Origin of the sequence: Thermococcus piezophilus (assembly GCF_001647085.1) — an archaeon.
GTDB classification, from domain to species: Archaea; Methanobacteriota_B; Thermococci; order Thermococcales; family Thermococcaceae; genus Thermococcus; species Thermococcus piezophilus.
On the sequence record NZ_CP015520.1, the window covers coordinates 1667984 to 1693274 of the forward strand.

General features: G+C 52.4%; 23 protein-coding genes, 1 tRNA gene and 3 pseudogenes. 15 read left to right on the top strand and 12 right to left on the bottom strand.

The window, feature by feature from the left end; genetic code table 11:
- The first annotated feature begins 23 nt into the window (after positions 1-23).
- The 3 genes from A7C91_RS09120 to A7C91_RS09130 all read left to right on the top strand — a co-directional run bounded on the left by A7C91_RS09120 (position 24) and on the right by A7C91_RS09130 (position 2845).
- Complete coding sequence (locus A7C91_RS09120; protein ID WP_068666846.1) at positions 24-941, top strand: inorganic phosphate transporter; 918 nt, start codon at positions 24-26, stop codon at positions 939-941.
- Between the two features lie 41 nt (positions 942-982).
- Positions 983-2725 carry a tRNA guanosine(15) transglycosylase TgtA gene (gene tgtA / locus A7C91_RS09125; RefSeq protein ID WP_068666848.1) on the top strand — a complete coding sequence of 581 codons (1743 nt, stop codon included), beginning with the start codon at positions 983-985 and terminating at the stop codon, positions 2723-2725.
- A 43-nt stretch (positions 2726-2768) separates the two neighbouring features.
- A tRNA-Val gene (locus A7C91_RS09130) sits at positions 2769-2845 on the top strand.
- Positions 2846-2891: 46 nt separating this feature from the next.
- On the opposite strand, the gene A7C91_RS09135 is transcribed toward A7C91_RS09130, so the two are convergent.
- The 3 genes and pseudogenes from A7C91_RS09135 to A7C91_RS09145 form a co-directional block, all read right to left on the bottom strand.
- Positions 2892-3167: an LSm family protein gene (locus A7C91_RS09135; protein WP_068666850.1), complete on the bottom strand. Its 276-nt coding sequence runs from the start codon at positions 3165-3167 to the stop codon at positions 2892-2894.
- 98 nt (positions 3168-3265) lie between these two features.
- Positions 3266-3571 carry a hypothetical protein gene (locus A7C91_RS09140; protein ID WP_199920022.1) on the bottom strand — a complete coding sequence of 102 codons (306 nt, stop codon included), beginning with the start codon at positions 3569-3571 and terminating at the stop codon, positions 3266-3268.
- Between the two features lie 285 nt (positions 3572-3856).
- Positions 3857-4794, bottom strand: a pseudogene (locus A7C91_RS09145) (DUF763 domain-containing protein); the annotation flags it as partial.
- Between the two features lie 170 nt (positions 4795-4964).
- Here A7C91_RS09145 and serK point away from each other — a divergent pair.
- Positions 4965-5692 (top strand): annotated as a pseudogene (gene serK, locus A7C91_RS09150) (L-serine kinase SerK).
- Between the two features lie 111 nt (positions 5693-5803).
- The gene (locus tag A7C91_RS09155) at positions 5804-6481 is read left to right on the top strand and encodes an HAD family hydrolase (RefSeq protein WP_068666854.1); all 678 of its coding nucleotides are present in this window, start codon (positions 5804-5806) and stop codon (positions 6479-6481) included.
- 178 nt (positions 6482-6659) lie between these two features.
- Here A7C91_RS09155 and A7C91_RS12545 read toward each other — a convergent pair.
- A pseudogene (locus tag A7C91_RS12545) lies at positions 6660-7677 on the bottom strand (M42 family metallopeptidase).
- A gap of 55 nt (positions 7678-7732) precedes the next feature.
- Positions 7733-8614 carry an AEC family transporter gene (locus A7C91_RS09165; protein ID WP_068666856.1) on the bottom strand — a complete coding sequence of 294 codons (882 nt, stop codon included), beginning with the start codon at positions 8612-8614 and terminating at the stop codon, positions 7733-7735.
- A gap of 123 nt (positions 8615-8737) precedes the next feature.
- On the opposite strand from A7C91_RS09165, the gene A7C91_RS09170 reads away from it, so the two are divergent.
- The 5 genes from A7C91_RS09170 (at position 8738) to A7C91_RS09190 (ending at position 13186) form a co-directional block, all read left to right on the top strand.
- Entirely contained in the window at positions 8738-9142 is a 405-nt protein-coding gene (locus A7C91_RS09170) for an ArsR/SmtB family transcription factor (RefSeq protein WP_068666858.1), read from the top strand.
- Positions 9139-10443 (top strand): hypothetical protein, encoded by a 1305-nt coding sequence (locus A7C91_RS09175; protein WP_068666860.1) that lies wholly within the window; start codon positions 9139-9141, stop codon positions 10441-10443. Before A7C91_RS09170 ends, A7C91_RS09175 begins: the two co-directional genes overlap by 4 nt.
- 118 nt (positions 10444-10561) lie before the next feature.
- Positions 10562-11248, top strand: a complete 687-nt coding sequence (locus A7C91_RS09180) for a hypothetical protein (protein ID WP_068666862.1) — start codon at positions 10562-10564, stop codon at positions 11246-11248.
- Positions 11238-11900, top strand: coding sequence for a DUF4097 family beta strand repeat-containing protein (locus A7C91_RS09185; RefSeq protein ID WP_068666864.1), 663 nt, complete (start codon positions 11238-11240; stop codon positions 11898-11900). Before A7C91_RS09180 ends, A7C91_RS09185 begins: the two co-directional genes overlap by 11 nt.
- Positions 11901-11956: 56 nt before the next feature.
- Positions 11957-13186, top strand: coding sequence for an MFS transporter (locus tag A7C91_RS09190; RefSeq protein ID WP_068666866.1), 1230 nt, complete (start codon positions 11957-11959; stop codon positions 13184-13186).
- Between the two features lie 11 nt (positions 13187-13197).
- Here the strand turns inward: A7C91_RS09190 and A7C91_RS09195 are convergent, their stop codons facing one another.
- Positions 13198-13713 (bottom strand): cob(I)yrinic acid a,c-diamide adenosyltransferase, encoded by a 516-nt coding sequence (locus A7C91_RS09195; RefSeq protein ID WP_068666868.1) that lies wholly within the window; start codon positions 13711-13713, stop codon positions 13198-13200.
- Between the two features lie 138 nt (positions 13714-13851).
- Between A7C91_RS09195 and A7C91_RS09200 the strand changes: the two genes are divergently transcribed.
- Entirely contained in the window at positions 13852-16449 is a 2598-nt protein-coding gene (locus tag A7C91_RS09200) for a DUF4350 domain-containing protein (protein ID WP_068666871.1), read from the top strand.
- Between the two features lie 57 nt (positions 16450-16506).
- Here the strand turns inward: A7C91_RS09200 and A7C91_RS09205 are convergent, their stop codons facing one another.
- Both A7C91_RS09205 and A7C91_RS09210 read right to left on the bottom strand, forming a co-directional pair.
- Positions 16507-17334, bottom strand: coding sequence for a translation initiation factor eIF-2B alpha/beta/delta subunit family protein (locus tag A7C91_RS09205; RefSeq protein WP_068666873.1), 828 nt, complete (start codon positions 17332-17334; stop codon positions 16507-16509).
- A gap of 84 nt (positions 17335-17418) precedes the next feature.
- A complete protein-coding gene (locus A7C91_RS09210; protein ID WP_068666875.1) occupies positions 17419-18177 on the bottom strand; it encodes a molybdopterin-binding protein in 759 nt (252 codons plus the stop codon).
- Between the two features lie 154 nt (positions 18178-18331).
- Between A7C91_RS09210 and A7C91_RS09215 the strand changes: the two genes are divergently transcribed.
- Positions 18332-19336 (top strand): phosphorylating glyceraldehyde-3-phosphate dehydrogenase, encoded by a 1005-nt coding sequence (locus A7C91_RS09215; protein WP_068666877.1) that lies wholly within the window; start codon positions 18332-18334, stop codon positions 19334-19336.
- A gap of 87 nt (positions 19337-19423) precedes the next feature.
- On the opposite strand, the gene A7C91_RS09220 is transcribed toward A7C91_RS09215, so the two are convergent.
- From A7C91_RS09220 to glyS, 4 genes are all read right to left on the bottom strand, one after another.
- Entirely contained in the window at positions 19424-20536 is a 1113-nt protein-coding gene (locus A7C91_RS09220; RefSeq protein WP_234394498.1) for an aromatic amino acid transport family protein, read from the bottom strand.
- A gap of 98 nt (positions 20537-20634) precedes the next feature.
- The gene (locus tag A7C91_RS09225; protein ID WP_068666881.1) at positions 20635-20925 is read right to left on the bottom strand and encodes a DUF167 domain-containing protein; all 291 of its coding nucleotides are present in this window, start codon (positions 20923-20925) and stop codon (positions 20635-20637) included.
- 14 nt (positions 20926-20939) lie between these two features.
- Positions 20940-21407 (bottom strand): hypothetical protein, encoded by a 468-nt coding sequence (locus tag A7C91_RS09230; RefSeq protein ID WP_068666883.1) that lies wholly within the window; start codon positions 21405-21407, stop codon positions 20940-20942.
- A gap of 35 nt (positions 21408-21442) precedes the next feature.
- Positions 21443-23146 carry a glycine--tRNA ligase gene (glyS, locus tag A7C91_RS09235; RefSeq protein ID WP_068666885.1) on the bottom strand — a complete coding sequence of 568 codons (1704 nt, stop codon included), beginning with the start codon at positions 23144-23146 and terminating at the stop codon, positions 21443-21445.
- A gap of 149 nt (positions 23147-23295) precedes the next feature.
- Here glyS and A7C91_RS09240 point away from each other — a divergent pair, with 149 nt between their 5' ends.
- The 3 genes from A7C91_RS09240 (at position 23296) to A7C91_RS09250 (ending at position 25278) form a co-directional block, all read left to right on the top strand.
- Positions 23296-23532, top strand: a complete 237-nt coding sequence (locus tag A7C91_RS09240; RefSeq protein ID WP_012571603.1) for an LSm family protein — start codon at positions 23296-23298, stop codon at positions 23530-23532.
- Positions 23533-23566: 34 nt separating this feature from the next.
- A complete protein-coding gene (locus A7C91_RS09245; RefSeq protein ID WP_068666887.1) occupies positions 23567-23755 on the top strand; it encodes a 50S ribosomal protein L37e in 189 nt (62 codons plus the stop codon).
- A gap of 122 nt (positions 23756-23877) precedes the next feature.
- Positions 23878-25278: an MATE family efflux transporter gene (locus A7C91_RS09250; protein ID WP_068666889.1), complete on the top strand. Its 1401-nt coding sequence runs from the start codon at positions 23878-23880 to the stop codon at positions 25276-25278.
- The last annotated feature ends 13 nt before the right edge of the window (positions 25279-25291 follow it).

The window sequence follows — 25291 nt, forward strand, 5'->3', positions numbered from 1 at the left end:
TAGACTAAATAGATGTGATGACGATGATCCTCATAACCGCCGCCCTCTTCATGGCCTGGGCGATAGGCGCAAACGACAGTGCAAAGGCCGTTGGAACCGCCGTTGGGTCTGGAGTTATCGGATTCAAGCGGGCCGTGCTGCTCATCGGGATATTTACGACTTTGGGTGTCCTTCTCGGCGGTTCGGGCGTTTCAGGAACGGTGAGCGGGTTAGCCGGAGGTATAGAAGCCCCGACGCTCGGTTTAGTGCTCTTCAGCGCGGCGGTGGCGGTTACAATTGCAAGCCTCTGGGGAAAGCCCATCTCAACCACTCAGTCCCTCCTCGGAGCTTTAACCGGTGCCTCCCTTGCGCTTGGCCTGTCTGTGGACTGGGGAACGCTGGGGAGGATAGCCCTTGCATGGGTTCTCTCCCCCATCCTGGCGGCTCTTGCGGCCATAGTCGTCTATCGTCTCTACTCCCCGGTGTTGAAGAAAGTAAAGTGCCTCAGAAACTTGGAGCTGAGCCAGAGGTGGCTGATATTCACGGCGGCTTCTTTCTCAGCTTTCAACCTCGGTGCAAACGAGCTCTCCAACGTGGCAGGTATACTAGAAAGCTTGGGCTTTGATGGGCCTTTCAAGGTCGTCCTTGCACTTATGCTTGCTATTGGAGCGCTTACCTTTAGCTACGAGGTCATGATGACGGTTGGAAGAAACCTCTCTCCTCTGGGGCCAACTTCGGCCTTCTCATCACAGTTAGGGGCTTCTTTAGCGGTCAGCGCCGCTAACCTGCTGGGCCTTCCAGTTAGCTCTGGCCAGGCGATAATAGGCGCCATAAGCGGGCTTAGTGCTTATAAGGGCGAGCATGTAAACGTCAGGGTTCTCCTTGGAATAGTCCGGGGGTGGATTCTCGGTCCTCTGGCTGCGGGTGGGCTGGCATACCTGCTCGTCGGCCTCTTAGCTTAGGCTTTTAAACCGACCGCCGAAGGTTCTTGAGGTGTTGCGAGATGGTCGAGTTTAAGTTTGAGGTAAAGGCGAGAGACGCCGCTGGTAGGATTGGAAAGCTTGAAGTTAACGGGAAGAAGATAGAAACGCCTGCCATAATGCCAGTTATCAACCCGAAGCAGCTCATAGTGACGCCGAAGGAACTGAAGGGGATGGGCTTCGGCATAATAATCACAAACTCCTACATAATTTATAATACGCCGGAGCTGAGAGAGAGGGCCCTCGAGGTTGGCATCCACAGGCTCCTCGACTACGACGGCATCATCGAGGTCGACTCCGGCTCCTTCCAGCTCATGCGCTACGGCGGCGTTGACGTTACCAACAGGGAAATAGTCGAGTTCCAGGAGAAGATTGGCGTCGACATCGGGACTTTCCTTGACATCCCCACACCGCCAGATGCTCCGAGGGAGAAGGCGGAGAAAGACCTCATGATAACCCTTGAGCGCGCTAAGGAGGCCGAGGAGATAAAGAGGATAGCGATGAACGCAACGGTTCAGGGCTCAACGTATCCGGACCTGAGGACATATGCCGCCCAGAAGCTCAGCGAGATGAACTTCGAGATTCATCCCATTGGCGCCGTCGTGCCGCTGATGGAGAGCTACCGCTACAGGGATCTGGTTGATGTTGTCATAGCCTCCAAGCAGGGGCTGAGGCCCGACAGGCCGGTCCACATCTTCGGCGCTGGCCACCCGATGATATTCGCCTTAGCTGTGGCGATGGGGATAGACCTCTTCGACTCTGCCAGCTACGCCCTCTACGCCAAGGACGACCGATATCTAACGCCTGAGGGGACAAAGCACCTGAGCGAGCTTGAGTACTTCCCGTGCTCATGCCCCGTCTGTTCCCGCTACACCCCTCAGGAGCTCCGCGAGATGCCGAAGGAAGAGCGCACGAGGCTTCTGGCTTTGCACAATCTCTGGGTAATCCGGGAGGAGCTCAATCGCGTGAAGCAGGCCATCAAGGAGGGCGAACTCTGGAGGTTAGTTGACGAGAGGGCGCGCTCACACCCGAAGCTCTACGCGGCCTACAGGAGACTGCTCAAATACCAAGATTACTTGGAGCAGAACGAGCCGATAACCAAGGCGAGCGCCTTCTTCAAGGTGAGCGGAGAATCCTTGAATTGGCCGATAGTCCAGATGGCCAGAGCGAGGGCGGAGGGCGTTAAGGCCAAGTTCCCTGAAACAATCAACCATCCGATATTCGGGGAGATTCCCAAGTATTTAAGCCTCAGCTACCCCTTCGCTCAGAGTGAGGGCGAGGAGGACTTTACAATAGAGAAGCCAAAGAAGAGTGAGGTCAGGAACTACGTTATGGCTGTAGCCGAGTACCAGTTCGGAGAGGGTGCTGGGGAGGCCTTTAAGGACGCCTTCGTCGAGCTGTCGAGGAAGACGGGGATGCCAAGGCAGATAAAGGCAAAGGGCAAGCACCTTGCAACCTTCAGGGCCGAGGATGGGCTTTTAACGCTCGGTATCGAAGGTGCTAAGAGGCTCCACGAAATCCTGCCGTTCCCGAAGATGCGCGTGGTGGTCGATGAGGACGCCGAACCCTTCGCGAGGAAAGGCAAGAACGTGTTCGCGAAGTTCGTTATTGATGCTGACGAGAACATAAGGCCCTATGACGAAGTTCTGGTTGTGAACAAAAACGATGAGCTCCTGGCAACCGGGCAGACACTGCTGAACGGAAGGGAGCTCAAGCTCTTCCAGAGCGGTCTGGCCGTGAAGGCCAGGAGGGGAGTTGAGAAGTAGCTTCGAAAATTTTATAACCTTCTCCTTTTTCTTTACTCTGGGCGGGCCCGTGGTCTAGACTGGTTATGACGCCACCCTTACAAGGTGGAGGTCCGGGGTTCGAATCCCGCGGGCCCACCATAACAGCCGAAATCTTTTAGGGAGCTTCACCCAAGGATTAATCCCTCTAAGAGCTGTACTCGTTTCCCAATCCTTCTACATACCTTTTCAAACCTTCAAAATCGCTAATGGATTGTAATAATTTTTCGTTATTTCCGCTAAATTGTACAACTCCGGGGTTCTTTTCATCCTCGACGTAAATGACAAGGGCCCGCCTTCCATCAACATCCCTTAACTCAATCTCAACCTCCCTCCCAATTAGCCATTCAAACTGCCTGGGCAACCTTAATACGGGATACCTGAATCCATCTTTACTTCTGCTCTGGCTAACCTTTCTTTTCATACTCACTCTCCCCCAGAGTATCCTTTTTCTGTCTTTACTGAACCACTAAATGTCTTCCTAAACCTTGAATTGGTAATAATCCACTTATTCCCTGCATATCATGTGTAGCTTCCCGAATATACATACTTATCTGACAAAAACGCCATAATCTTCCCACTAGTATTTGTGTCCACAAGGACATTCATGATGATTGCATCATCCTTAGACAGCCTATCTGCTGAAATGAGCATGAACCCATAACAGTTTGGATAATTCTCCCATCCGTCCACTATTACAGTAGCCCATGGATACAGGACATCATATTCCGTGCCCTCTGTTGGAACCTTTGAATGGGAGATTATACAACCCGGAAAGTATATCCTAACTTTGAAATCTTCCACCACATCACTCTTATCCTCTATCACGACAGTGTATACCCTGTAACTCTCTTTCCAGTTACGTTGTTAAGTGTCTTTACCGGAGTTCCGACACCGTAAGCCTTCGTCAAGGATCATTGTACCATACACTGACTGACACCTGTGGTTCCTCAAAAATCCCTATTTTTGTGTAAACGAACGCTACCATAGGATCTACAAGAGGAGTAAGGGCAATTCCAAGGACCAAACCCAATAGTACCCCTTTTCTTCCACTTATTTTTCTCCATGCCTTTTGAATTATGCCTCCATCCTTATTGTCCCTTTTATTTTGGTAGTTACTGGATCCTTCCACGGTGGATAGACATCGTAAACAAGCTCCAGAACGAGCGATAGAGCCCTCAGCGTGCTCGGGCCGAGACCCTTCAGGAGGAGAAGCTTCTCGTAGTTATTCACACTTAGCTCGCGGGCAAACTCAAGGGCTCTCTTGTTAAGCTCCAACCTTCCGAGGCTCTCGTATCTCCTGAGAAGGGAGACCTCATCGACGTCGCGCGGCTTGTAGTAGACAAGCGGTCGGTAGCCCCTCGCTATGGCCTTGAGGCTCTCAAACTCGCGCTCTATCTTCACGGGCTTTTCCTTGATGATATCGAGGAGCGTCTTCTGATATTCCCCGGCCTCTTTCGAGACAGTGTTCAGCGCAAACTCCCTCTTTAAACCTGCAATCCCCTTGTGGGGGTCGAGTGTGAAAACCTCTGCGTCAAACCAGTGGAAACGCCTCGCGAGCCTTTCCCTCTCGTTCATACCCTGATGTATCACTGCTCAGTTGCCCTCTTCGTCCAGGAAGAAGACGTGGTGGTACAACTGATAGCCCGTCTGGAGGGCCACTGTGTCGCCTTTGCCACAAGCCTGGACGTTCTGACGTATGGAGTCGGGTCGAGGTCGTAAATCTTGGCTATGGTTTTCAGTTCCTCCGGCGTTGCCCTGCTCTTCTTGCCCTTTCCGCCGGCCGCTTTAACCCCGAGTTCCTCCCTCCAGAGGGCGTCCTTTATCATCCCTGCCGTTACCGTCGTACTCCCAGAGGAGTCCCAGTCCATGCCGATGACGTTGTTGAAGGCCTGAAACCATATCGGGTCGGATAGCCTCTCCAAGAGACCTTTAGTCCCGTACTCATCCACAGCCAGAAGAAGGACTAAGCGGGTGAGCCTTCTCATCCTCTGGGCCAGCAAGGGCGGAACGTGGCCGCCGTGGAGAGGTAAATCAGCGACGTTCCTCATCAGGGTTATATCATCACTCAATGTTTTAACCGTTGTTCCGGAAAATCATCATGTGAGAGCCAGGTGAGATGCATAATCATCGATTTAACCTGGCAGTAAAACAAGGAAAGCCTTTTTATCTTCTACTTCGATTTTCGTCTGCAGGTCTAATGCTGAAGGAGGTCGCGATAATGGGAGTCGAAAAGGTTCCGAAGTATGACATCCCGACGGTTAAGGTTGATTACGTTTTTATCGAGCTCGACAAGATGAAGCCACACGAGCAGCTCGTCCAGAAGGAGCTCGAGGCATTCATCGAGAGCGTCACCGGCTCCGGCCTCTTCTGGAAGCCGATGCTCCTCGCGAAGGTCCCGGGCGAGGACATGTACCTCATCGTTGACGGCCACCACCGCTGGGCCGGCCTTCAGAAGCTCGGCGCCAAGCGCGCCCCGTCGGTCATCCTCGACTACTTCAGCGATGATGTGAAGGTCTACACCTGGTACCCTGCCTTCAAGGGCAGCCTCGAAGAGTTCTTGAGAGGCTCAAGACCGAGGGTCTCGAAGTCATCGAGGATCCAGAGGCCGAGGAGAAGGCCGAGAGTGGCGAGATAGCATTCGCTCTCGTCGGCGAGAAGCGCTTTGCCATCCCCGGCGGCATTGATGAGCAGAAGAAGGTCAGCAAGGTTCTCGACGAGATGAGCGTTGAGGGTAAGATTGAGCTCATCTACTACGGTCTCAAGGAAGACGCTAGAGAGGACATGGCAAAGGGCGAGATTGACTATGTCTTCCTTAGGAAGGCTCCGAGCAAGGAAGAGGTCATGGAGCTCGTCAAGCGCGGTGAGGTCTACTCCCCGAAGACCACTAGGCATGTCCTTCCGTTCAACCCCGATAAGATAGACGTTAAGATTGAGGAGCTCTTCTGAGCCCTAAGCTTTTAACCCCTTTTTCCTTAACTCCTTTCGCCGATGAAGAAGGATCAACCGGCTGAAACCGCGCTTCGCGGTAAAGTGATGAGCAGTCCAGGAGGCTGAGGCATGCTTAAGGGTTTAATCTTCGACGTGGATGAGACCCTCGTCTACTATGATGGCTACGATCACCGCGAATGGTACGAGAACTGGGTGATGCCCGCTTTAAGAAAGCATAACATCGAACTGGATTATGAGACTTACAAAAAGACCGTAACAGGCGAGTTGCCGAGAAGCTACGTCGAGCGCTTTGGGATCGATTACGTCGAGTTCTGGAAGCTCGTGGACGAGGTGAACCTGGAATACCGCAGGAAAATGGCGGAGATGGGAAGAATAAAGCCTTTCCCTGACGTTGATGCTCTGGGAGAGCTGAAGGAGATGGGCCTGAAGCTCGCCGCGGTGAGCAACGCCTCGCAGGAGTGCACAGAGTTTGTCCTTGACCTCTTCGGCCTGAGGAAGTACTTCGATGTTGTTTACGGCAAGGACTACTCCAATCTGGATGGAGTTAAGCCCAATCCCTACCTCGTGGAGAAGGCCCTCAAGGCGCTGGGCCTCAAGCCGGAAGAGGCCATAGTGGTCGGTGACAGCACTCATGACGTTTTGGCTGCCCACCGTGCAGGAATGAAGGCCGTCAACGTCACCCGCTTCGGAAAGGTGGAAGGTGCCGACTACTACGTAAGCGACCTCTGGGAGCTGGTTGGGCTGATAAAAGAGCTCAAAGGAGAAAATAAAACTCAGTCGCCGTAGAATTCCTTTTCGTAGATGTCTATGCCAGGTGCTAGTTCTGCCCGGTGTGTGGGGCTAAGTTAGAGTGAGGCTTCCTCTCAATTTTCTCTTTTGATGGCGATGTAATGAGTAGCTTCTCGCGAGAAGGAGTCTGATAGTAAGTTCTATGGGTCAGCTTTCAGAAGGATAAAGAAGATGTTCAAACCCCGAACTTCTCCTCGATATACGCTCTGATCAACTCTTTCGTCGCATTAAGCCCCTTGACGTGAGTGCGCTCCATGCCGTGACTGGCATGGACGCCTGGGTCAATGAGCGCAACCCTAAAATCCCAGCCGGCCCTTAGAGCGGCTGAACCATCGGAGCCGTAGTATGAGAAAACATCGATGACGGGGGGATGTCGTGCTTCTCCGCCAGTTCTATCAGCTTTGTCGTCATTCCGTAGTCGTAGGGGTCGCTTGAATCTTTGGCCGCTATTGAAACGGCCGTCTCTTTGCCAGCGACGCAATCGCCGACGATGCCCATGTCCACAACGAGCAGCTCCTTTATCGTTGGTGGATAGCCAGTCGAACCGCCGTGGCCGGCCTCCTCGTAGGGCGAGAAGAAGAACGCTACCGGAAGCTTCTCAAGGGCTTCGGCTCCCAAGTCAAGGATTAAGTCTATCATCACGGCCACGCTCGCTTTGTCGTCAAGGAAGTAGGCCTTGACGAAGCCGTTCACGTACTCAAACTTTGCATCAAAGGCTATGAAATCGCCTGGCCCTATGCCGAGCTTTTCGGTGTCTTCTCTCTTCTCGACCTCTGCATCAACCTTATGTACATGTTCTCCTCCTTGCGCTCCTTCTTTCCGGCATCTCTGTTCACGTGGACGCTTGGGTTCTTGAGGAGGAGCGTTCCGCGATAGCGCTTGCCCGAGCGGGTTATTATGGTGCAGTACTCACCCTCGAATGTGGGCAGAAGAAGACCGCCGATTCTTGTGAATGAGAGATGTCCATCCGGAAGGATTCCCTTCACCATCGCTCCGGGAGTGTCCACGTGAGCCGCTATCACGAGCTCCGGTTCTGGATGGTTGCCCGCTATCAAGGCCCCTTTGTTGGTGTAGTAAGTATTTACTCCGTTCTCACGCAGGAGATTCTCGATGTGCTTAATGACCTCAACGGTGTAGCCGGTCGGGGAGGGTATCTCCAGAATCTCTTTGAGTACCTCGACCACGCGCTCCATGATAACCACCGCAGAATATTCCTCCGTCTGCTTAAAACCTACTCGGAAGGTCGAATCAGACTCCAAGGATTTTGAGCACCATGAACAGGCCAATAACCGCCAGCGTCAGCACGAATGTAACGCTTATTGCCTCCTCAGCCTTTAGTTTGTACTGGGCCAAAATCGCGTTGGCCGCTATGGCCGGAGGCATCGAAGCCTCAACGAGGACGGAGTATAAGATGTCCTGGTTCGCAAAGCGCAGGGTGAGGAACACGAAGAGGAATGGCACCGCTATCCTGAACGCCCCGACCTCGAGAAGCTTTTTGGCCTGGAACCTGCTGAAGCTTATGCGGGAGCCAAAGTATATGACAAGCAGAGGGATGCTCCACCATCCAATGGTCCTTATCGGGTCAAGGAGGGAGGGAGGAAGCTTTATTCCCGCGATAACGATGGCCAAAGCGATGAGGTTAGCGATGGTCGGTGGGAACTTGAGGACCTTTATGAAGCTTCTCTTTATCGATACCCCACCGCTGGAGTAGTGGGCGGCTATGAACGTGACTATGGGAAGCGCTATCATCGAGTTGGTGGTCGAGTATAGTATGGCCGGCGTTATGTCATCAAGGAAGAGGCTCGCTATAGGAAAGCCCAGGGCGGCGGTGTTCGGATAAACCGATAGGACCATCAGGGCGCCAGCCCACTTCTTGTCCTTAAGGAAAACCCTCCCATAGGCATAGGAGAGACCAAGGCTGAGGGCGATTACCAGGAAAACGTAGAGGAAGACGGTCTTGATGCTGAGGAGGTATACCAAATCCTTGCTCGCGACGTTGCCGAAGATGAAAAAGGCCAAGAGGAAGTCGTTTACCAGAATGCGGAGGTAATCAAAGGGCTTGTCGTCTTTAATCATCAGCTTGAGGATGTAACCTAAAGCGATGAGCGCGAGCATCTGGACGATGTTCATGGGGACGATTTAGATTTGAGCGTTAAAACGTTTTTGGCATCACAGACCGATAAACTTTTATATACCTACTGCCCAAGTTAAGTACAGAAAATTGTACTACAAAAGTCTGTACCTGGTGGTAGCATGGAGGATCTAAAGGTTCAGCTCGAGGAGCTGAAAAAGAGGCTGGAGGTGCTTGAAGAGAGCATTGACCCCGTGGACGAGGTGATGCTCTCGATAAAGGCCCGGCTCAGGAAGAAGCTCGAGAGCCTTCCAGAGCTTGACGAAGAGAAGGCAGCGAGGACGCTGAAGGCTTTGGCAAACCCTGATAGGATTAGAATCCTCAAGATGCTCTCCGAGAGGCCAATGGGCTTCAAGGAGATAAAGGAAGCGCTGGGTGTGGAAAGCCCCACCGTTTCACACCATCTCAAGCTTCTCGTCAAAACGAGGATGGTCAGGAAAGGTGACAAGTACGAGATATCGCCCGACGGTCGTTTGTTTTTGCGTTTGCTAGAGATAATTACTGCCCTTGAGGAGGTGGAAGAATGAGTTTTGAGTGGAAGTACCGTGTGGTGGTACACGAGAGTCCAAGGTTTAAGATCTCTGAGTATCTGAAGGGTTTTACAGCCGTTTTGCTGCTTCTCTGGCTGTTCAAGGGGCTATTGAGGCTTGAGGAGTACAACGACTACATGGTCTATGCGATAATAGGTTTGATATTTGCCTTCGAGCTGCTGAGCGTGGGGAAGTGGTTCGGCGTAACGCTGAGCGGAATAATCTTTGCGCTGGCAAAAGGTGCCTTCTGGACAAGCGTCTTCCTGTTCTTCGGGAAGTGGCTCGGCATGTTGAAGGCCCTTAGCGGATATGCTGGAACGGCCTTCGCATACGCAGTTGTGTTGACCATCACGGGTCTGCTGATGGCTAAGTTTGACGAGAAGAGGCTCGATATAAAGGTCGAGAAAAGCGCCTACGAGTTCAACGGTTCAGACTTCAGCGACGTGAAGCTCAGGGGAAGCGGTAAAGCGTATCCCATTAGATTTGGCAGAAAAAAGGTTGGCTGGGTTCTGGATGGGGAATTCACAGTCGAGGCAGAAACCCCACTTGGGACTGTAAGGAAGAAGTTGATTTCCCCAGTTGCCGTCTGGACATCTGAGAACATAACCGGAAAGAAGACCTCCCCCGATTCCTCCTTCGTGGAAAGGGTAAACGAATTGATAAACCCGGACAGGCTCTACAAGAGGGGCAGGAGGGACACGGTGGTTGACCTTGGCTTCATCAAAGTCTATGGGGGAGAGGGTTATGAATATGTTAAGCTTCCGTTCATCGAGGTCATAGAGACCCCAAGCGGCCACGATGTCAAGATAGGCCCCATGAGGTTCCGTGAGGGGCACCCTGAGAGACCGTCAAGCGAGATGCTCACCATCAGGGAGCTTGCCAACGGCTTCCAGCTCACCAAGGTTGGCGACAGGCTGAGGATTCAGACGGACGAATACTCGATAGAGGTTGACGGCGAGAAGGTTCTCTATAAGAGCGGAAGCGAGAGCCTATCCCTTGGGAGAGACCACGTCTCACTCCGCTCCGGAGAGGTTTTGATAACGGTGGGCAGGGGAAGGGCAAAGATACGCATCGAGGAGGTGGTGATCTCGGCCAAGGAAGGAAAGGTCCGCATAAGGGCCGGTGGGAAGAGCTACACGGTAGAGAACAAAGATGCCTACAGGCTCGTCATGGGGAAGGCCAAGGAAATCGTGGAGGAACAGAGCGCGGAGCTAATAGAGGGCCTTGGCATAGACCGGGCCAGACTAAACAGGCGCGTGAAGGAGCTCCTGGACAAGCTAATGGAGTACTTAGGGTGAAAGGAATGGAAACAGTTGCCGTGATAGTGGAGGTAAATACACCTGAGGAACGCGAAAAGAAAAACGGCCACGAAAGGCCGCTTTTTGATTTTATTCCTTGTTCGCTGGAGGGATGTCTGTGAGGTTCGAAGGGGTACGAGAAGTTGAGATAGACATAACCAAGGGACACATCAAGCTTGAATGGTGGGAAGAGGATTACGTGGAGTTGAACCACAGTTCAGAGGGAAAAGCTACTGTCAAAGCTGTTCAAAAGGGAGAAAAGCTCAAAATAGTGGGAGGAGTTAGAAGAAAAGCCTTCAACTTCCTCAGGAAGCTTGATGATGGCAGGGCCGAGCTGGAAATCAGGGGGCCTGGAGATACGCGGGTTCATCTCCAGGGTTTTAGGGGAGATAGCGAGGCCTCAGAAGTGAACTTCGAGAACGTGGTGTGTGGTGGGGGAACCCTTATCCTAAAGAATTGCACGGCTAAAACTCTAACACTGGCCCAATCAACGCTCAAGGCTTTGCTTTCAGTGGTGGGCTCTATGAGCATCAACATTGCGAGGAGGGATGCGGAACTCAGGATTACGGAACTCGAGGGAAACGTCCGCGCGAATGTCGTCATAGGTGCCCTCAGGCTGTATCTTCCTGACACCTGCGACGCCAGGATTAACGTTGCATCCCGGAGAAAGGAAAGGGTATGGTTCGAGGGGGTTGGTCCACTGGATCCCATTATCGGCACAGGGAAGTACAAAGTCACCATAACCTCGGAGATGGACAACGTTACCATCGGACTGCATGAGGAGGATGGTTGGGATGATGTTTGAAAACGTGAGGGAAGTTCAGATAAAGTCCGTGAACGGCCGTATCAATATCGAGGGCTGGGACAACGACTACGTGGAAGTCGATTATACTCTACACGGTGAGGTAGATGTTGAAGTAGAGCAGGAAGGGGATAAGCTTGTCATCAAAGAAAAGCCCCGGACGAAAAAAGTCCTTGGCATCTTCCAGAAGTCTTCAGACGGTTGGGCGGAGATTGAGCTGAAAGTTCCGAGGAAAGTCGTTGTGAAGGCTAAGAACGTCAACGGGGAGCTTCACGCAAAGAACGTCCGCTTCACCGAAGCCATAACCGTTAACGGTGAGCTTGAGCTGGAGAACTGCGAGGCGGAGCTTATAAAGACGGTCAACGGCGAGGCGAAGGCGAGCCTCCCCACAGCCGGCCCGCTGAAGGCGACGACGATGAACGGGGATATTGTGCTTGAGATTGAGGAGCTGGAGGACGACATAGAGGTAAAGAGCGTGAACGGGGACGTGGTGGTTCGTATCACTGACTTCTGCGACGCGCGCATAAAGGTCACTAAAGTCAACGGCGACGTTGAAATTGCTGGAATAGACTCCAACGACCCCGTTATTGGGGCCGGAACTTATGAGGTTAAAGTAAGCACCGTCAACGGTGATGTGAGGGTTGAGCTTATTTAAAAGTCTAATTCTCTACTTACTTAATTACAGAAATGGTGTAATACGGAGGGTAGGGAATGAGCCTCAACAGAAACTTCTGGCTCTTCGCGGTCGGCCGCTTCATCTCGCAGCTCGGCTGGGCGGTGCAGGAAGTCGCTTTGCCGCTTTACGTCCTTGACCAGACCCATAGTGGTGGCATGATGACACTCTTCGTTTTAGCGGACATCATCCCCTCTCTCATTATAATGCCGTTCGCGGGTGTAATAGGTGATCGCTACAACAGGAAAAAGCTTATGGTGGGCTTTGACCTCGCGAGGGGAGTTCTCCTCTTCGCGGTCATAGCGTTCAACTTCCTCGGCATCTACCAGCTACTCACAATTCAGGTCGTCATGGCGGCCATGGGAACGTTCTTCGGAGCCGCCACGAGCGCGATGTTTCCGGACCTAGTTGAGCCTGAAGAGCTGGAGAAGGCAAACTCCACGGTGAGTTCGTTCTCAATAATAGCGAGGCTCGTCGGTCCAGCCTTGGGTGGCCTCATCTACGCCTTTGGGGGGATAAAGCTCGCCCTGCTCATAAACGCGATGAGTTTCTTTGGCTCCGGCCTGTTTGAAGCTCTAATACACTACGAGTGGAAGACGAGGGAGCTTGAGAGCGCCAGACAAGTCATCGAGGACATAAAGGAGGGAATAGCGTTCCTGCGCTCCAGCCACTACCTCATGGTTCTCATGTTCTTTGCCCTCTTCATGAATGCCCTCGGTCAGCCCTTCGGCGCGGTTATAATGCCCTACTCCTTCAGGGAGATCCTTAAGTTTTCCAGCCAGCAGTTTGGACTGCTCGAAAGCGCCTTCATGGGCGGCATGCTCCTCGGCAACCTCCTCATAGCAGTGAAGCTGAAGAGGCCGGGCAGGCTGTTCTTCAAGGCGCTTGCATTCAACGGTGCCATGATGTTAGTCTTCATATGGGTGGTCTCGCCTTATGCAGAGCTTGCCACGACGGTTGCATTCTTTATCCTCGCCGGAGTGTCCATACTGTGGGGCTTTAGCAACGCGCTGATTAACGTTCCCCTCAACGCCAAGATACAGCGTGCTATTCCCACAGAACTCCGCAGTAGGGTTTTCTCCGCCCTTGCCCTGCTCATAAACCTATCCGCGCCTCTCGGCCTTGTGGTTGTGGGGACTCTGATGGACCGCCTCCCTGTCTGGCAGATAAGCGCCGTCCTTTGGATTATGATGGGGGCCGTGATACTCCACTACTACATCAAGCATAGGGAGACCCTACTCAGGGAGCAAAAATATGGAGAGAGCTGAAGCGGAGAGAGCTACTTGACCTCTTTTATCTTTTTCTCCCTCTTTTCTATTGCCCGTGCCATTATGAATAACAGGTCGCTGAGCCTATTAAGGTAGATGAGGGCACTGCTTCCAAAGCCGTAATCAAGAACGAGCCGTGCAACGGCCCTCTCGGACCTCCTTGCAACTGCCCTGCACACATCGAGCTTGGCGCTGGCGATGGTGGAGCCCGGCAGGACGAAAGCCTTCAGCTGAATCTCCTCTTCGTACCTCTGTATGAGCTCTTCCATCCACTTGACTTCCCCTTCCCCGACCTTTTTGTACTTGCCCTTACTGGCTATCTCAGCCATGAGCGAGTAAAGCTCGACCTGGATTTTTTCTAGTACCTCCGCCATCTCTTTGGGCACGTAGTGTTTGGCCTCGCCCAGGAAGCTGCTCAGCTCGTCTATGGTGCCGTTAGCTTCCATTATGGGCGAGTACTTCGCAATTCTGTCGCCTGTAAAGAGGCCTGTTAAACCCTTATCACCGGTTTTGGTCGTTATTGGCATAGGATCACCGAGGTGGGTATTGTGTGACCAAGTTTTATTAATTTCGGAATTTCTGAACACGGTGAGTGATAAATTGTCGGAGTAAGTTATGGAAAAACTTATTTATACATGAACGCCGTTTCTGATTAGGTGGTTCACATGAAACGATGGGGACTCGCTTTAATTGCTCTGGTAGTGTTGAGCCTAGTGCCGAGCGTCGCGTTTCACGCGGTTTCGGCGGCAACAACAACCGTTCAAATAAACCCCACCGACGACGCGTACGTCAAAGACACTACGCCCGATACAAACTACGGCTCCGATGGCAGCCTCTACGTCGGGACTTATTACAAGGACAACGCGAACGAGAGGGCTTACCTCAAATTCGACCTCTCCAGCATTCCGGACAACGCGGTCATCATCAGTGCCACGCTCCACGCTTACACTTACTATGGCGCCTACTCGCAGGACGTCACCATCAGTGCCTACTCGGTTTCCAACGATTCCTGGACCGAGGACTCCATAACTTGGAACAACAGGCCGGAGATTGGAGATTTACTTGACAAGGACATGGTTCCCAATTCAAACAAAAAAACGAATCCTGTAAAGCACTGGTCCGTCTGGAACGTGACGGACTTCGTCAAGGCCGAGCTCTCCGGAGACAAGGTCGTCAGCTTCGTTCTCATATCGGATGTTGAGGGTGAAATTACCGAGAGCATAGGCTACAACTCCAAGGAGAGCTCGTACGGAAACTATCCCTACCTAGAGGTCGTCTACTACGTCCCTGAGGGCCCGCAGTACCAGCCCATCAAGGAGATAAGAGAGAACTGGGAGGCCGGCAAGCAGGTCGTCACCAGCGGAATAGTCATAGGCACCAAGTACAACGGCTTCTTCATTCAGAACGGCACCGAGCCCAACAGCGGCATCTACGTTTACACCGGGAGTACCCCCTCAGTGCAGGTTGGTGACGTCGTCCAGGTGAACGGAACTACCGATGTGTGGAAAGGTCTCTACGAGATATCCAACCCGAGCTACAAAGTGGTTGGAAAGGCTGAGCTTCCAGAGCCCGTGGTTCTCAAGGCAGGGGAAATCAACGATTCCTACCAGAGCATGCTCGTTAGGCTGGAGTGGGTCAGAGTTACCGAGGTCGATGGAAAGCTGATCACCATAGCCGACGACACCGGAAGCCTCGCCCTCTACGATTACTACGGAATTATGGACGTCACGGAGGGCAAGATACTGAAGTACATCGAGGGTATCGGCTACAAGTACAACGTCATGGAGGTCTACCCACTCGATTACGAGCGTTACATTCCCTTGATAGGCATTTCTGATGTCGACAAGTCCGAGTATGCTATCAAAGGCGTCCCAATGAACTTCAAGGTTACTGTCATTAACAACGGCAAGGTCGCCGACAACGTCACGGTTGTCCTCTACGCCAACGGAGTGAAGGTTGAAAACGCCACTCAGAGGATAGCGGTCAATGGAAGCGCCATCTACGAGCTCTCCTACGTCCCAACCGAGCTGGGGGCACTGTCGATAGACATACAGGTCATTACCACCAACTGGGGCCTCATCGACGAGAGGATATACGAGTACAAGGTGGTTCCGAACCCCAACGTCGTTGCCTACGGTCTCACTCCTTACTACGAGAGGCTCTACACCAAAGAGACGAGCAACCTCACAGAACTCTACGAGAACTTCACCTACACCGTTAACAAGCTCAGACAGTACGGTGTCGATTTCGGAGATCTTAAGCCTACGATTCAGTGGATTAACGAAACAATGGCAGAGATACAGAGGGAATACAGCATCTATAACAGCCTCAAGGGCCTGCTTGTCCAGCAGAATCCATACAGGGCATCCTACTACTATCCTGTTATGGTGCACATCAGGAAGGCAGCACTCATGAGCAGAGAAGTTATGCGGGAGATAGAGTTCGTCCTGCCGCACCTCCAGGATGTTCTTGAGAAAGTTGAAGCAACATACCAGCCACCCACTCCAACACCCGGAAACGAGACCAACATGACCCAGCCAAGTAACATAACCATCACCATCACCAAGGTGCTAATCGACGCCTCTCACAGCCAGTACTACGTTGAGGAAGTCGGCGTTAACGGGCTCGCCGAGAAGGTCAAGAGCGATCTAGGCTGGGAGGTAGAGATCAACAAGCTACCGCTCACCTACGACCTGCTTAAGGAGTACGACGTTGTGATAATCCTCAACCCGAAGGAAGACCTAACTCCAAACGAGGTGGCGGCACTTCAGGAGTACGTCGAAAACGGTGGTGGGCTCTTTATAGCTGGAGACTGGTACAAGTACTCCAATGTCGAGAGCCTCAATGCCGTGGTCGAGAAGTATGGCATCAAGTTCAACGCTGATGAGCTTATGGACGATGATGTGAACAGCGGAAGGCCGTACTATCCGTTCGTTGGAATCTACAACACCGCCCATCCGGCGATGAAGTTCGTTCCTGAAGCCTGGAAGACCTACTACAACGGTCAGACCCTTACCATCAGCGGCGAAGTTACATGGTTGATCAAGGCATACGACACCTCATACTCCGTCGATGCCAATGGAAACGTGGTTAGGGGCAAGGGCACAAATCCGATAGTCGCGGCTGCCGTAGAAGCCGGAAACGGTAGAATAGTTGCCTATGGCTCGAGCAAGGCCATTAGTGACTCCTACTACGGCAAGTACATAGACAGCAACTGGCCGTTCGTCAAGGGCGTCCTTCTCTGGCTGGCCCACGAAATTTGATTTCTTTTCTTTCCTTCTGTTCTTTCTAGATTTTGAAGATGACAAGAAAAGAGGACTTCAAATCTCCTTCGGAGGCACCAGAATTCCGAGTTCAGTTACTATCCCCCTAACGTATTTCCAGGGCGTGATGTCAAAGAGGTAGCCTCGAATCAGAAGGTGATTCCTCTTGAACTTCCTTTCAACGATTTCTACCTCATCGGAGGTCAGTTCTGGATGTAGCTTGAAGCTCTCGGCCGCGATGTAGAACGGAACGCCATTGTCATGACAGGCTAGGGCAAGGAGGTACGTGCCAGCCTTGTTGATTACAGCCCCATCCCTAGTCACGTTGTCGGCCCCGACTAAAGCTAAGGTTGCCTTTCCCGCAAAGATGCCGATCTGGGCATCGGTGATGATCTCGAAGGGAATCCCTAGGCTTTCCAATTCTCTCGCCAGCGCCAGCCCCTCGTAGTCGGGCGCGCTTTCCGTCAGGATGACCCTGAAGCGCTTGCCCTTTTTCTTAGCAGCCTTGAAAATCTCTAGCACGGCGGAGGAGAAGGAGTGGGTTAGGATTACCTCATTCTCATCTATCAGCTCGCTGCCTATGTTGCCGATCTCCCTTTTGGCTTCCTCGCTCAGCTTTATGAACTCCTCGGCCTTGGCCCTAACGAGCCCAGAATTATCCGTGATTGGAATGAACCTGCTGAGGTTGTAAAGCGAGACCATCGTCCTGTTCACCACTGGAATTTCTTCCCTCATCTCTTCGAGCGCTTTTCTGAGCTCTTCGCCGCTTAAAAGCTCAGCGAGCTTTATGTATGCTTCCGCACCTCTCCTAGCCAGATAGCTCGCGCCCCTTATGCGCTCTGCGCGCATCTCTTCGAGGATGGAGTGAATTTCTGGGGGAAGCATGGCTCACACCACGACAGTGGTTGATTCCTCTTCGGCTAGATTTGAACCCGATGGAATTGCCCGTTTATCCTTATCACACTTTCGCTACCAGCCCTCTTCAAAGTGAATGCCCCTTTCCTCCATGAAGGCCTTGGCCTTCTCTATCTCCTCCCCGCCCTCGCCGAAGATTATTACCCCGATGTATTTGCCAAAGCCCTTGGGCGAGGAGTGTATTCTTACCTTGAAGCGCTCTACTGCCTCAGTCAGAATCGGAGCAAGCTTCGACTCGTCGGTTATCTCTGCCAGGAGCTTCCTCTGGATAAACTTCCTCTCACCGAGCCTTGGGAGGACTTCCCTCTCGAGCATTGCCTTCATCTCACGCGGCATTCCCGGGAGGACGAAAATCTTAACGCCCCCGTGCTCTGTGAACGCCCCAGGTGCGGCTCCCTCGGTGTTCTCCAGAGGAACGGCCCCTTCCGGAAGGTAGGCCATCTTTTTCCTTCCCTCGTTTAGCTCGGGGTCGTCGATGTAGCCTTCCTTATAAAGGTGCTCGTAGAAGGCCTTAATCCTTTCAAGGCAGGGCTCACAAAGGGTTAGATTCTTCCCGAGGGCCTCGGCAACGGCAAGCATAGTCACGTCGTCGTGGGTCGGTCCCAGACCTCCAGAGATGATGAGAACCTCTGGTTTCCTATCTAGGATCTCACGGATAACCTTCTTTATCTCCTCGACGTCATCGCCAACGGTGGTCTTCCTTCTCACCCAGTAGCCCCTCTGGGTGAGCTTCCGGGCTATGAAAGCCGAGTTACTGTCCACGGTGTTTCCGGTGAGGAGCTCGTCTCCTATGGTCAGGATTTCTGCGAACATGCCACCACCGCTGGATATTTTGAAGTCCCCCTTATAATCCCAGCGGGGGGAGTTTTCCATTTATATGTCAAAAATTTCTTTCTCGACGTTGTTTTTCACCAGGAGTGAAAGCAACGCTTAAGTATTTCATAGGTATAAAATGGTTGGTGGTGGCATGAAGGTTAAGGTGGGAATTAACGGCTACGGAACCATAGGAAAGCGCGTCGCTTATGCCGTGATGAAGCAGGACGACATGGAGCTCATCGGTGTAACGAAAACAAAGCTCGACTTTGAGGTCCACAGGGCAAAGGAGCTTGGTATTCCGGTTTATGCCGCGAGCGAGGAGTTCCTTCCGAGGTTTGAAAAAGCGGGCTTCGAAGTCGCTGGAACGCTCACAGACCTGCTCGAAAAGGTTGACGTTATCGTAGATGCAACCCCCGGAGGAATGGGGGCCAAGAACAAAGTTCTTTACGAGAAGGCAGGAGTTAAGGCCATCTTCCAGGGCGGCGAGAAGGCCAGCGTTGCCCAGGTTTCCTTCGTCGCCCAGGCCAACTACCAGGCGGCCCTCGGCAAGGACTACGTCAGGGTCGTTTCTTGTAACACCACGGGCCTAACCAGGACCCTCTCGGCCATTCAGGAGTACATCGACTATGTCTACGCGGTGATGATTAGAAGGGCGGCTGATCCGAACGACATCAAAAGGGGGCCAATTAACGCTATAAAGCCCAGCGTAACCGTCCCATCGCACCACGGGCCAGATGTGCAGACGGTCATCCCGATAAACATCGAGACCTCTGCTTTTGTCGTTCCGACGACGATAATGCACGTCCACTCGATAATGGTCGAGCTGAAAAAGCCGCTGGAAGCAAAGGACGTCATAGACATCTTCGAGAACACCACGCGCGTTCTGCTCTTCGAGAAGGAGAGGGGCTTTGAGAGCACCGCGCAGCTCATAGAGTTCGCCCGCGACCTACACAGGGAGTGGAACAACCTCTACGAGATAGCCGTCTGGAAAGATAGCATAAGCGTCCGCGGAAACAGGCTCTTCTACATACAGGCTGTCCACCAGGAAAGCGATGTAGTGCCCGAGAACATCGACGCGATAAGGGCCATGTTCGAGCTGGCCGACAAGTGGGAGAGCATAAGGAAGACGAACCAGAGCCTCGGGATTTTGAGGTGAGCTTTTATCTTTTCATCTTTGCCAGACTGATAACGCTTCTGTTAAGGTTCAGCCAGGAACCGCTGAAGGAATTGAAATAAAGAAAGCTCAGACCAGCGACGCCACGGAGTATAGGAAAACCAAGAAGAAAATCGCTCCGGTAAAGTAGGCAACGCCGTGTGGAATCCTCACACACTTCGGTGGGTAAACCTTTCCCGTTTTAAGATACATACCCACGGGCAGGATTCCAGCGTAAAGGAGGCCGCCGAAGGTTCCAGCGAGCCAGAGGGCACTGACGAAGCTCTTAAGCCCAGCGAAGTATATCAGTAGTGGTGGAACCACCGTCAAGAGCCACGCGCTTCTCTTGTCAAGCTTAAACGCCTCGCGAAGGTTGTCCATCTGGGCAAAGCCTATCCCTATGTAGCTCGTGCTTATCGCCGCAAGCGGGAGGATAAGACCGAGCACTTTACCGAGACTTCCGTAGTAGTCTTCGAGAGCCGATGTGGCCAGCTGTGGGGTGTTCCCGCCGAGCGCACCAACAAAGGCGAGGACGAAGAGAGCGTAGAAGGCCATAGGCACTAGGTAGCCTACGAGGACGGCTTTCTTGGTCTCCTCAGCACTGCCTAGTCCCTTGTACATCTCGGGCACAACCATGTGGCTGACGTAGGCGAAGATGGCAACGCCTATCCCCGCAACAGCCGCTGAGACATCGACTGTTGCCATGTTCTCGACGTTGACTTTTGGAAGCATCAGGATAACGGCCAGGGCCAAAGCACCGAGCAGAAGGAAGTTGAGCATCAGCTCGGCCTCTCCAGATGCCTTGAGGCCCATCAGTACAATGGCACTCATAACCAGCCAAAAGGCAACGGCACAGATGGTTTTGTTGATCCCGAACAGGGACGAGAGAATGTCGCCGCTCCCAGATATATATGCTATCAGCGCTCCGTAGCTGAGAACGGACATGCTCGCGAGCATGAGCCAGCCGCCCGCTTTTCCGAGCGTCTCGCGCGCAAGTGAGGTGAGCGTTCCTCCCCTCTGGACTGCCATCTCAAGCACGAGGAGAGCCGTGAGAAGCGTAAGAACGCCAACCGCTGCGATAATCGCTATCCCCGCAAAGCCGACATCCTTAAGCGCGTACGGCAGGCCCAGAACGCCCGCCCCTATTTGAGTCCCTATGAGTATGGCACTCGCCTCGGCAAGTGTCAGCTTCTTCATTACCATCACCGAAGCGTGAAGGAATGTTCATGGATTTAAGCGTTGCTCCGAAAAAAGGTGTTCGTCACTGATACGAGAAAAAGAGCAGAGAACAGACTTGGACGTTAGAGTCCAAGTTTTTTAAGGGCTTCTTTGCTGGAAAGACCCTTAACCAGGAGGTCTTTCTCACGAGAAGTTTCGCCCCGAATTATTTCGACCTCGGCCCCAAGCAGCTTGGAGAAGAACTTGACTGCCTCTTTATTCGCCTTTCCCTCCACTGGTGGAGCTTTGATTTTCACCTTCAGCCTTCCGCGCCACTCATCAACACCTTCAATCTCGTTCTTCTTCGCCTTCGGCTGGACGTAAAGCAGGATTACAACGCCGTCCTTGGTTTCCCTGATGAACTTTGCGCTCATGTTGAACCCTCCAGTCAACTAATAAATGGAACTCCAATAATGTATGGTGATAGTCCATCAGGATAGCGTTTCATAAATCGCGCGTAGTTCTTTTTGAATACCTCGGTATCCTTTACTTCGTCTAACCACTTCTCTACATCTTCAAGGATGTCCATCACAAATATCTGGACATCAATGTTCAAAGCATCATTTAAAATGTTGCAATGGAAAATATTTGACGTAGCCGTTAGTTCAACAAAAAGAACCCTTGAATAGCTGCTTTTGGGATGCTGAGAGGTGCCCTGATGTACAAATGAGCACCTAAAATAATAACAATCCTCCCCAGTTAAGCATCCTTTATACTTCTCTCCCACATACTTGTTGAACCACTCAATATACCGGTGTTTTTTAGCTTCTCCGTCTTCTGAGCTGAGTGCGCCACAAATATCTGGGAGCTCCAGGACGTGGTTCGGGACACGGCAGTAGAGGAGGTGGATTTTCATGAGAGACACCAAAAGAGATTGAGAAAAGGAAGAGCTCACTTTCCGAAAATCAGCTCCCTCAGCTTCTCTGGAAGCTCCTCTATCTTTACCCTCATCTGCTCCCTCGTGTCGCGGTCCCTAATCGTTACCGTGCCATCCTCCGGCGTCTGGTTGTCTATCGTGACGCAGTAGGGCGTTCCAATCTCATCGTACCTAATGTAGCGCCTTCCTATCGTGTCCTTCTCGTCGTACACCGCTATGAAGCCCGCCTTCTGGAGCTTTCTGAACACATCATAGGCTATGCTTTTCAGCGGTTCCTTCGCAACGAGCGGCAGAACTGCGACTTCTATAGGCGCCATGTCCTTCTTGAGCTTCAGGTATGTTCTGTCCTCTTCGATGACGAGGCTGTTCTCAAGGAGCAGGTAGAAGGGCCTGTCTATTCCAAAGCTCGGCTCAAGGACGTGGGGCAATATCTTCTCGCCCGTTATCTTCTCCTCAACTTCTTTGATTATGAAGTCGTCCTTCTCAAGCTCGTAGCCGTCTATGATGGCTTTGCCAGTCTCGTTGAGGCTCTTGACTATCTTTTCGAGCTCCTCCTGGCTCATCGCCTTGAGCTTCTCGTTTATCCTCTTGGCGTCGCCCTTGAGCTTCGGTCCAACGCGCTTCATGTTGAGGCTGACAATCAGGCGTTTGACTATCTTCGGCTCGTCGTAGTGGATGAGGACGGTTAAATCTGCCCCGCTCATCTTCATGTGCTTGCTGAGGTCATAATCCCCACGGTAGGCCACGCCGACGCACTCCACCCAGCCGAAGCGTTCGCTGTGTATTTCCACATCCCATGTGTCGCTAGAGTAGTGGGCCCTTTCCTCGGGCAACTGCTGGCGGAAGCGTATGGCACTCTCGGGAATTCCTATGTCGAGGAGAACGCGCTTGACCATGGCCATATAGTAGGCGAAGAAGGTGTTCATGATGTAGCCCCTCTTTACAGCCTCTTCTGCGGTTATCTCAATCTCGCCGAGGTTTTTGAGCTGGTTCTCTATCGGATAGAGCCTTAGCACCTCATCCTTGACCTCGTCGAAGTGTGGATGTTCAGTCTCCTTCGGGTTGAAGAATATCTCCGCCTCGGCCTGCGTGAACTCCCTCAGGCGGAGCATTCCCTGCCTGGGTGAGATCTCATTACGGTAGGCCTTCCCAATCTGGAACACACCGAAGGGAAGCTTGTTCCTTGCGAAAGAGTTTAAGCGTCTGAAGTTCACGAAGATGCCCTGAGCCGTTTCTGGCCTCAGGTAACCCTTCTGGTCGCCGTAGGGGCCTATCTTCGTCTCGAACATGAGGTTGAAGTACCACACATCAGAAAGCTCGCCGCCGCACTCGGGGCATTTTATATCGTGATTCCTTATAAGCTGGGTCAAATTGTCGGCACTCATCCCCTCGGTGTCTATGTCTAAAGCATCTTCAACTAGGTGGTCGGCCCTGAAGCGCGCGCCGCACTTTTTACACTCTACGAGTGGGTCAACGAACTTTTCCACGTGGCCGCTTGCTATGAAAACCTTTTCTGGGGTTATGTCGGGTGTTTCGAGCTCGAAGAATCCCTCCCTCTGGAAGGCCTCCCTTATCTTCTGCTCTATCTTCTTCTTGATAGTCGCACCGAGTGGACCATAATCATAAAAACCTCTCGCACCACCGTAAATTTCAAAGCTGCCCCAAGCGAAGCCTCTCCTCCTCATGAGGTCCTGAAGAATCTCGTACTTATCGGCCATGCTCACCACCTGAAAGTCAAGTAAGGGATTTTCATAAAAACCTTTTGGGCGGTCGTTCGTCTAATTGTTAAGATGGGCAAGGGGAAAGAGTTATAAACCGAATACCTCGTTATCGCTATGAACTTTAATTATTTGGGAGGTGTGTGAAAATGGCGGAAAGACCACTCGACGTTATCCACAGGTCCCTCGACAAGGATGTGCTCGTCATCCTGAAGAAGGGGTTCGAGTTCAGGGGCAAGCTCATCGGTTACGACATTCACCTGAACATCGTCCTCGCCGGTGCCGAGATGATTCAGGACGGCGAGGTCGTTAAGAAGTACGGTAAAATCGTTATCAGGGGAGACAATGTCCTGGCGATTTCCCCTGTTGATGTTGGTGTTGAGTGAACTTTAGTGAGCCGAGAGTTGGTGGGGTGATACTATGGGAAGCGGGACTGCACCAAAGGGCAGGAGGAACCACACTCCAACTCACATAAAGTGTCGCAGGTGCGGCAAGAGGTCATACAACATAAGGAAGGGCTACTGTGCTTCGTGCGGCTTCGGCAGGAGCAGGCGCATGAGGAGGTACCGCTGGTCCCACAAGTGGAAGAAGAAGAGGAACCTCCTCTGAACCTTTTCTCTTTGTTTGTTCTTTTTTGGCCCTTTTCGTGGCGTGTTTGACCCGTTATGTTGGACAGCCACCACAACCCTTTTAAGCTCCACTCTCATCTCACCGTTTAGAGGGGCGTCTTAATGCTGCACTTCAACGAGGATCAGCAAAGGCTGTGGAAGCTTGCCTGGCCGGCCATCATGGGCAACATATCCCAGACCCTCCTTAACTTAGTTGATATGGTGATGGTTGGCCAGCTCGGTGCGCTAGCCCTGGCCGCGGTTGGTCTCGGCGGTCAGGTCAGCTGGTTTATGATGCCGATAATGGCGGCAGTTGCTACGGGAACCCTCGCCCTCGTTGCAAGGTTCGTCGGCGCCAAGGACGAAGAGAACGCAACTTTAGCTTTAGAGCAGAGTCTTTACCTGTCTTTTCTCCTTGGAATTCCAGTGATGCTCTTCGGCTGGTTCTTCGGCGATGACATCCTTAGGATCATGGGTGCCAGCGATAACGTCATTGAGCTCGGCTACGAGTACATAAAGGTGCTCTTTGCCTTCTATCCAATAAGGTTCGTCGGATTCACAGCCTTTTCCGCCCTCAGGGGGGCCGGAGACACAAAAACGCCAATGAAGCTGGGCATACTCATGAACATTGTCAACGCGGTTTTCGACTACCTGCTAATCTTCGGAAAGTTCGGCTTTCCAAAGCTCGGCCCAGTTGGAGCGGCGTGGGGCTCTGGAATTGGTATAACGACTTCCTTCCTGATAGGCCTTTACCTCCTCAGCAGCGGCAGGCTTGTGCTTCACTTCAAGCCAAGCTGGTCTTTCCACACCAGCATGGCCAGGAGGGTATTGCGCATAGGTATTCCAACGATGGTCGAGCGCGGGCTGTTCAGCTTCTACAACTTCCTCTACATGAGCATAGTGACGCGCTTCGGGACCATAGCTTTGGCCGCACACCAGGTCGGCATTAGGGTGGAGAGCATAGCATACATGCCAGCCTTTGGCTTCAACGTGGCAACGGCTGCTTTAGTTGGTCAGAGCCTCGGCGAGGGAAGGCCCGATAAAGCCGAAAAGACCGTTTACGAGGCCATCAAGATGGTCAGCCTCTTCATGGCCACCATGGCGGTGATCCTTATGGCCTTCCCGCGCTACCTTGTCATGCCCTTTATCAGCCCCAGCGACCCGAATTACGGAGAGGTTCTCAGGCTCGCGGCGATTTACCTGATAATTGTCGGCATAAGTGAGATACCCCTCGGCTGGCTCTTCGTCATTGGCGGGGCTTTGAGGGGAGCGGGAGACACCAAGAGCCCGATGTACATAACCGCGGTGAGCAAGCTGCTCTTCAGGATAGTCCCCGCATATCTGCTCGGTTTTGGCTTCACTATTCCGGGCTTTACACTTGGCCAATGGACATTCCCGGGATTCACTTTTGAAGGTCTCGGCGTTATAGCGGCATGGATAGCCATGAGCCTCGAGACATTCACTACAGCTGCCCTCTTCTGGTGGGTGTTCAAGCGCGGAAAGTGGAAGCGTGTGAAGGTATGACAAAATGTTTATA

Bases quoted from the DNA above. Each gene is read 5' to 3' on its own strand.
- A7C91_RS09120 (WP_068666846.1), top strand. From the start codon at position 24: ATGATCCTCATAACCGCCGCCCTCTTCATGGCCTGGGCGATAGGCGCA.
- tgtA (WP_068666848.1), top strand. From the start codon at position 983: ATGGTCGAGTTTAAGTTTGAGGTAAAGGCGAGAGACGCCGCTGGTAGG.
- A7C91_RS09135 (WP_068666850.1), bottom strand. From the start codon at position 3,167: ATGAAAAGAAAGGTTAGCCAGAGCAGAAGTAAAGATGGATTCAGGTAT.
- A7C91_RS09155 (WP_068666854.1), top strand. From the start codon at position 5,804: ATGCTTAAGGGTTTAATCTTCGACGTGGATGAGACCCTCGTCTACTAT.
- A7C91_RS09165 (WP_068666856.1), bottom strand. From the start codon at position 8,614: ATGAACATCGTCCAGATGCTCGCGCTCATCGCTTTAGGTTACATCCTC.
- A7C91_RS09170 (WP_068666858.1), top strand. From the start codon at position 8,738: ATGGAGGATCTAAAGGTTCAGCTCGAGGAGCTGAAAAAGAGGCTGGAG.
- A7C91_RS09175 (WP_068666860.1), top strand. From the start codon at position 9,139: ATGAGTTTTGAGTGGAAGTACCGTGTGGTGGTACACGAGAGTCCAAGG.
- A7C91_RS09185 (WP_068666864.1), top strand. From the start codon at position 11,238: ATGATGTTTGAAAACGTGAGGGAAGTTCAGATAAAGTCCGTGAACGGC.
- A7C91_RS09190 (WP_068666866.1), top strand. From the start codon at position 11,957: ATGAGCCTCAACAGAAACTTCTGGCTCTTCGCGGTCGGCCGCTTCATC.
- A7C91_RS09195 (WP_068666868.1), bottom strand. From the start codon at position 13,713: ATGCCAATAACGACCAAAACCGGTGATAAGGGTTTAACAGGCCTCTTT.
- A7C91_RS09200 (WP_068666871.1), top strand. From the start codon at position 13,852: ATGAAACGATGGGGACTCGCTTTAATTGCTCTGGTAGTGTTGAGCCTA.
- A7C91_RS09205 (WP_068666873.1), bottom strand. From the start codon at position 17,334: ATGCTTCCCCCAGAAATTCACTCCATCCTCGAAGAGATGCGCGCAGAG.
- A7C91_RS09210 (WP_068666875.1), bottom strand. From the start codon at position 18,177: ATGTTCGCAGAAATCCTGACCATAGGAGACGAGCTCCTCACCGGAAAC.
- A7C91_RS09215 (WP_068666877.1), top strand. From the start codon at position 18,332: ATGAAGGTTAAGGTGGGAATTAACGGCTACGGAACCATAGGAAAGCGC.
- A7C91_RS09220 (WP_234394498.1), bottom strand. From the start codon at position 20,536: ATGGTAATGAAGAAGCTGACACTTGCCGAGGCGAGTGCCATACTCATA.
- A7C91_RS09225 (WP_068666881.1), bottom strand. From the start codon at position 20,925: ATGAGCGCAAAGTTCATCAGGGAAACCAAGGACGGCGTTGTAATCCTG.
- A7C91_RS09230 (WP_068666883.1), bottom strand. From the start codon at position 21,407: ATGAAAATCCACCTCCTCTACTGCCGTGTCCCGAACCACGTCCTGGAG.
- glyS (WP_068666885.1), bottom strand. From the start codon at position 23,146: ATGGCCGATAAGTACGAGATTCTTCAGGACCTCATGAGGAGGAGAGGC.
- A7C91_RS09240 (WP_012571603.1), top strand. From the start codon at position 23,296: ATGGCGGAAAGACCACTCGACGTTATCCACAGGTCCCTCGACAAGGAT.
- A7C91_RS09245 (WP_068666887.1), top strand. From the start codon at position 23,567: ATGGGAAGCGGGACTGCACCAAAGGGCAGGAGGAACCACACTCCAACT.
- A7C91_RS09250 (WP_068666889.1), top strand. From the start codon at position 23,878: ATGCTGCACTTCAACGAGGATCAGCAAAGGCTGTGGAAGCTTGCCTGG.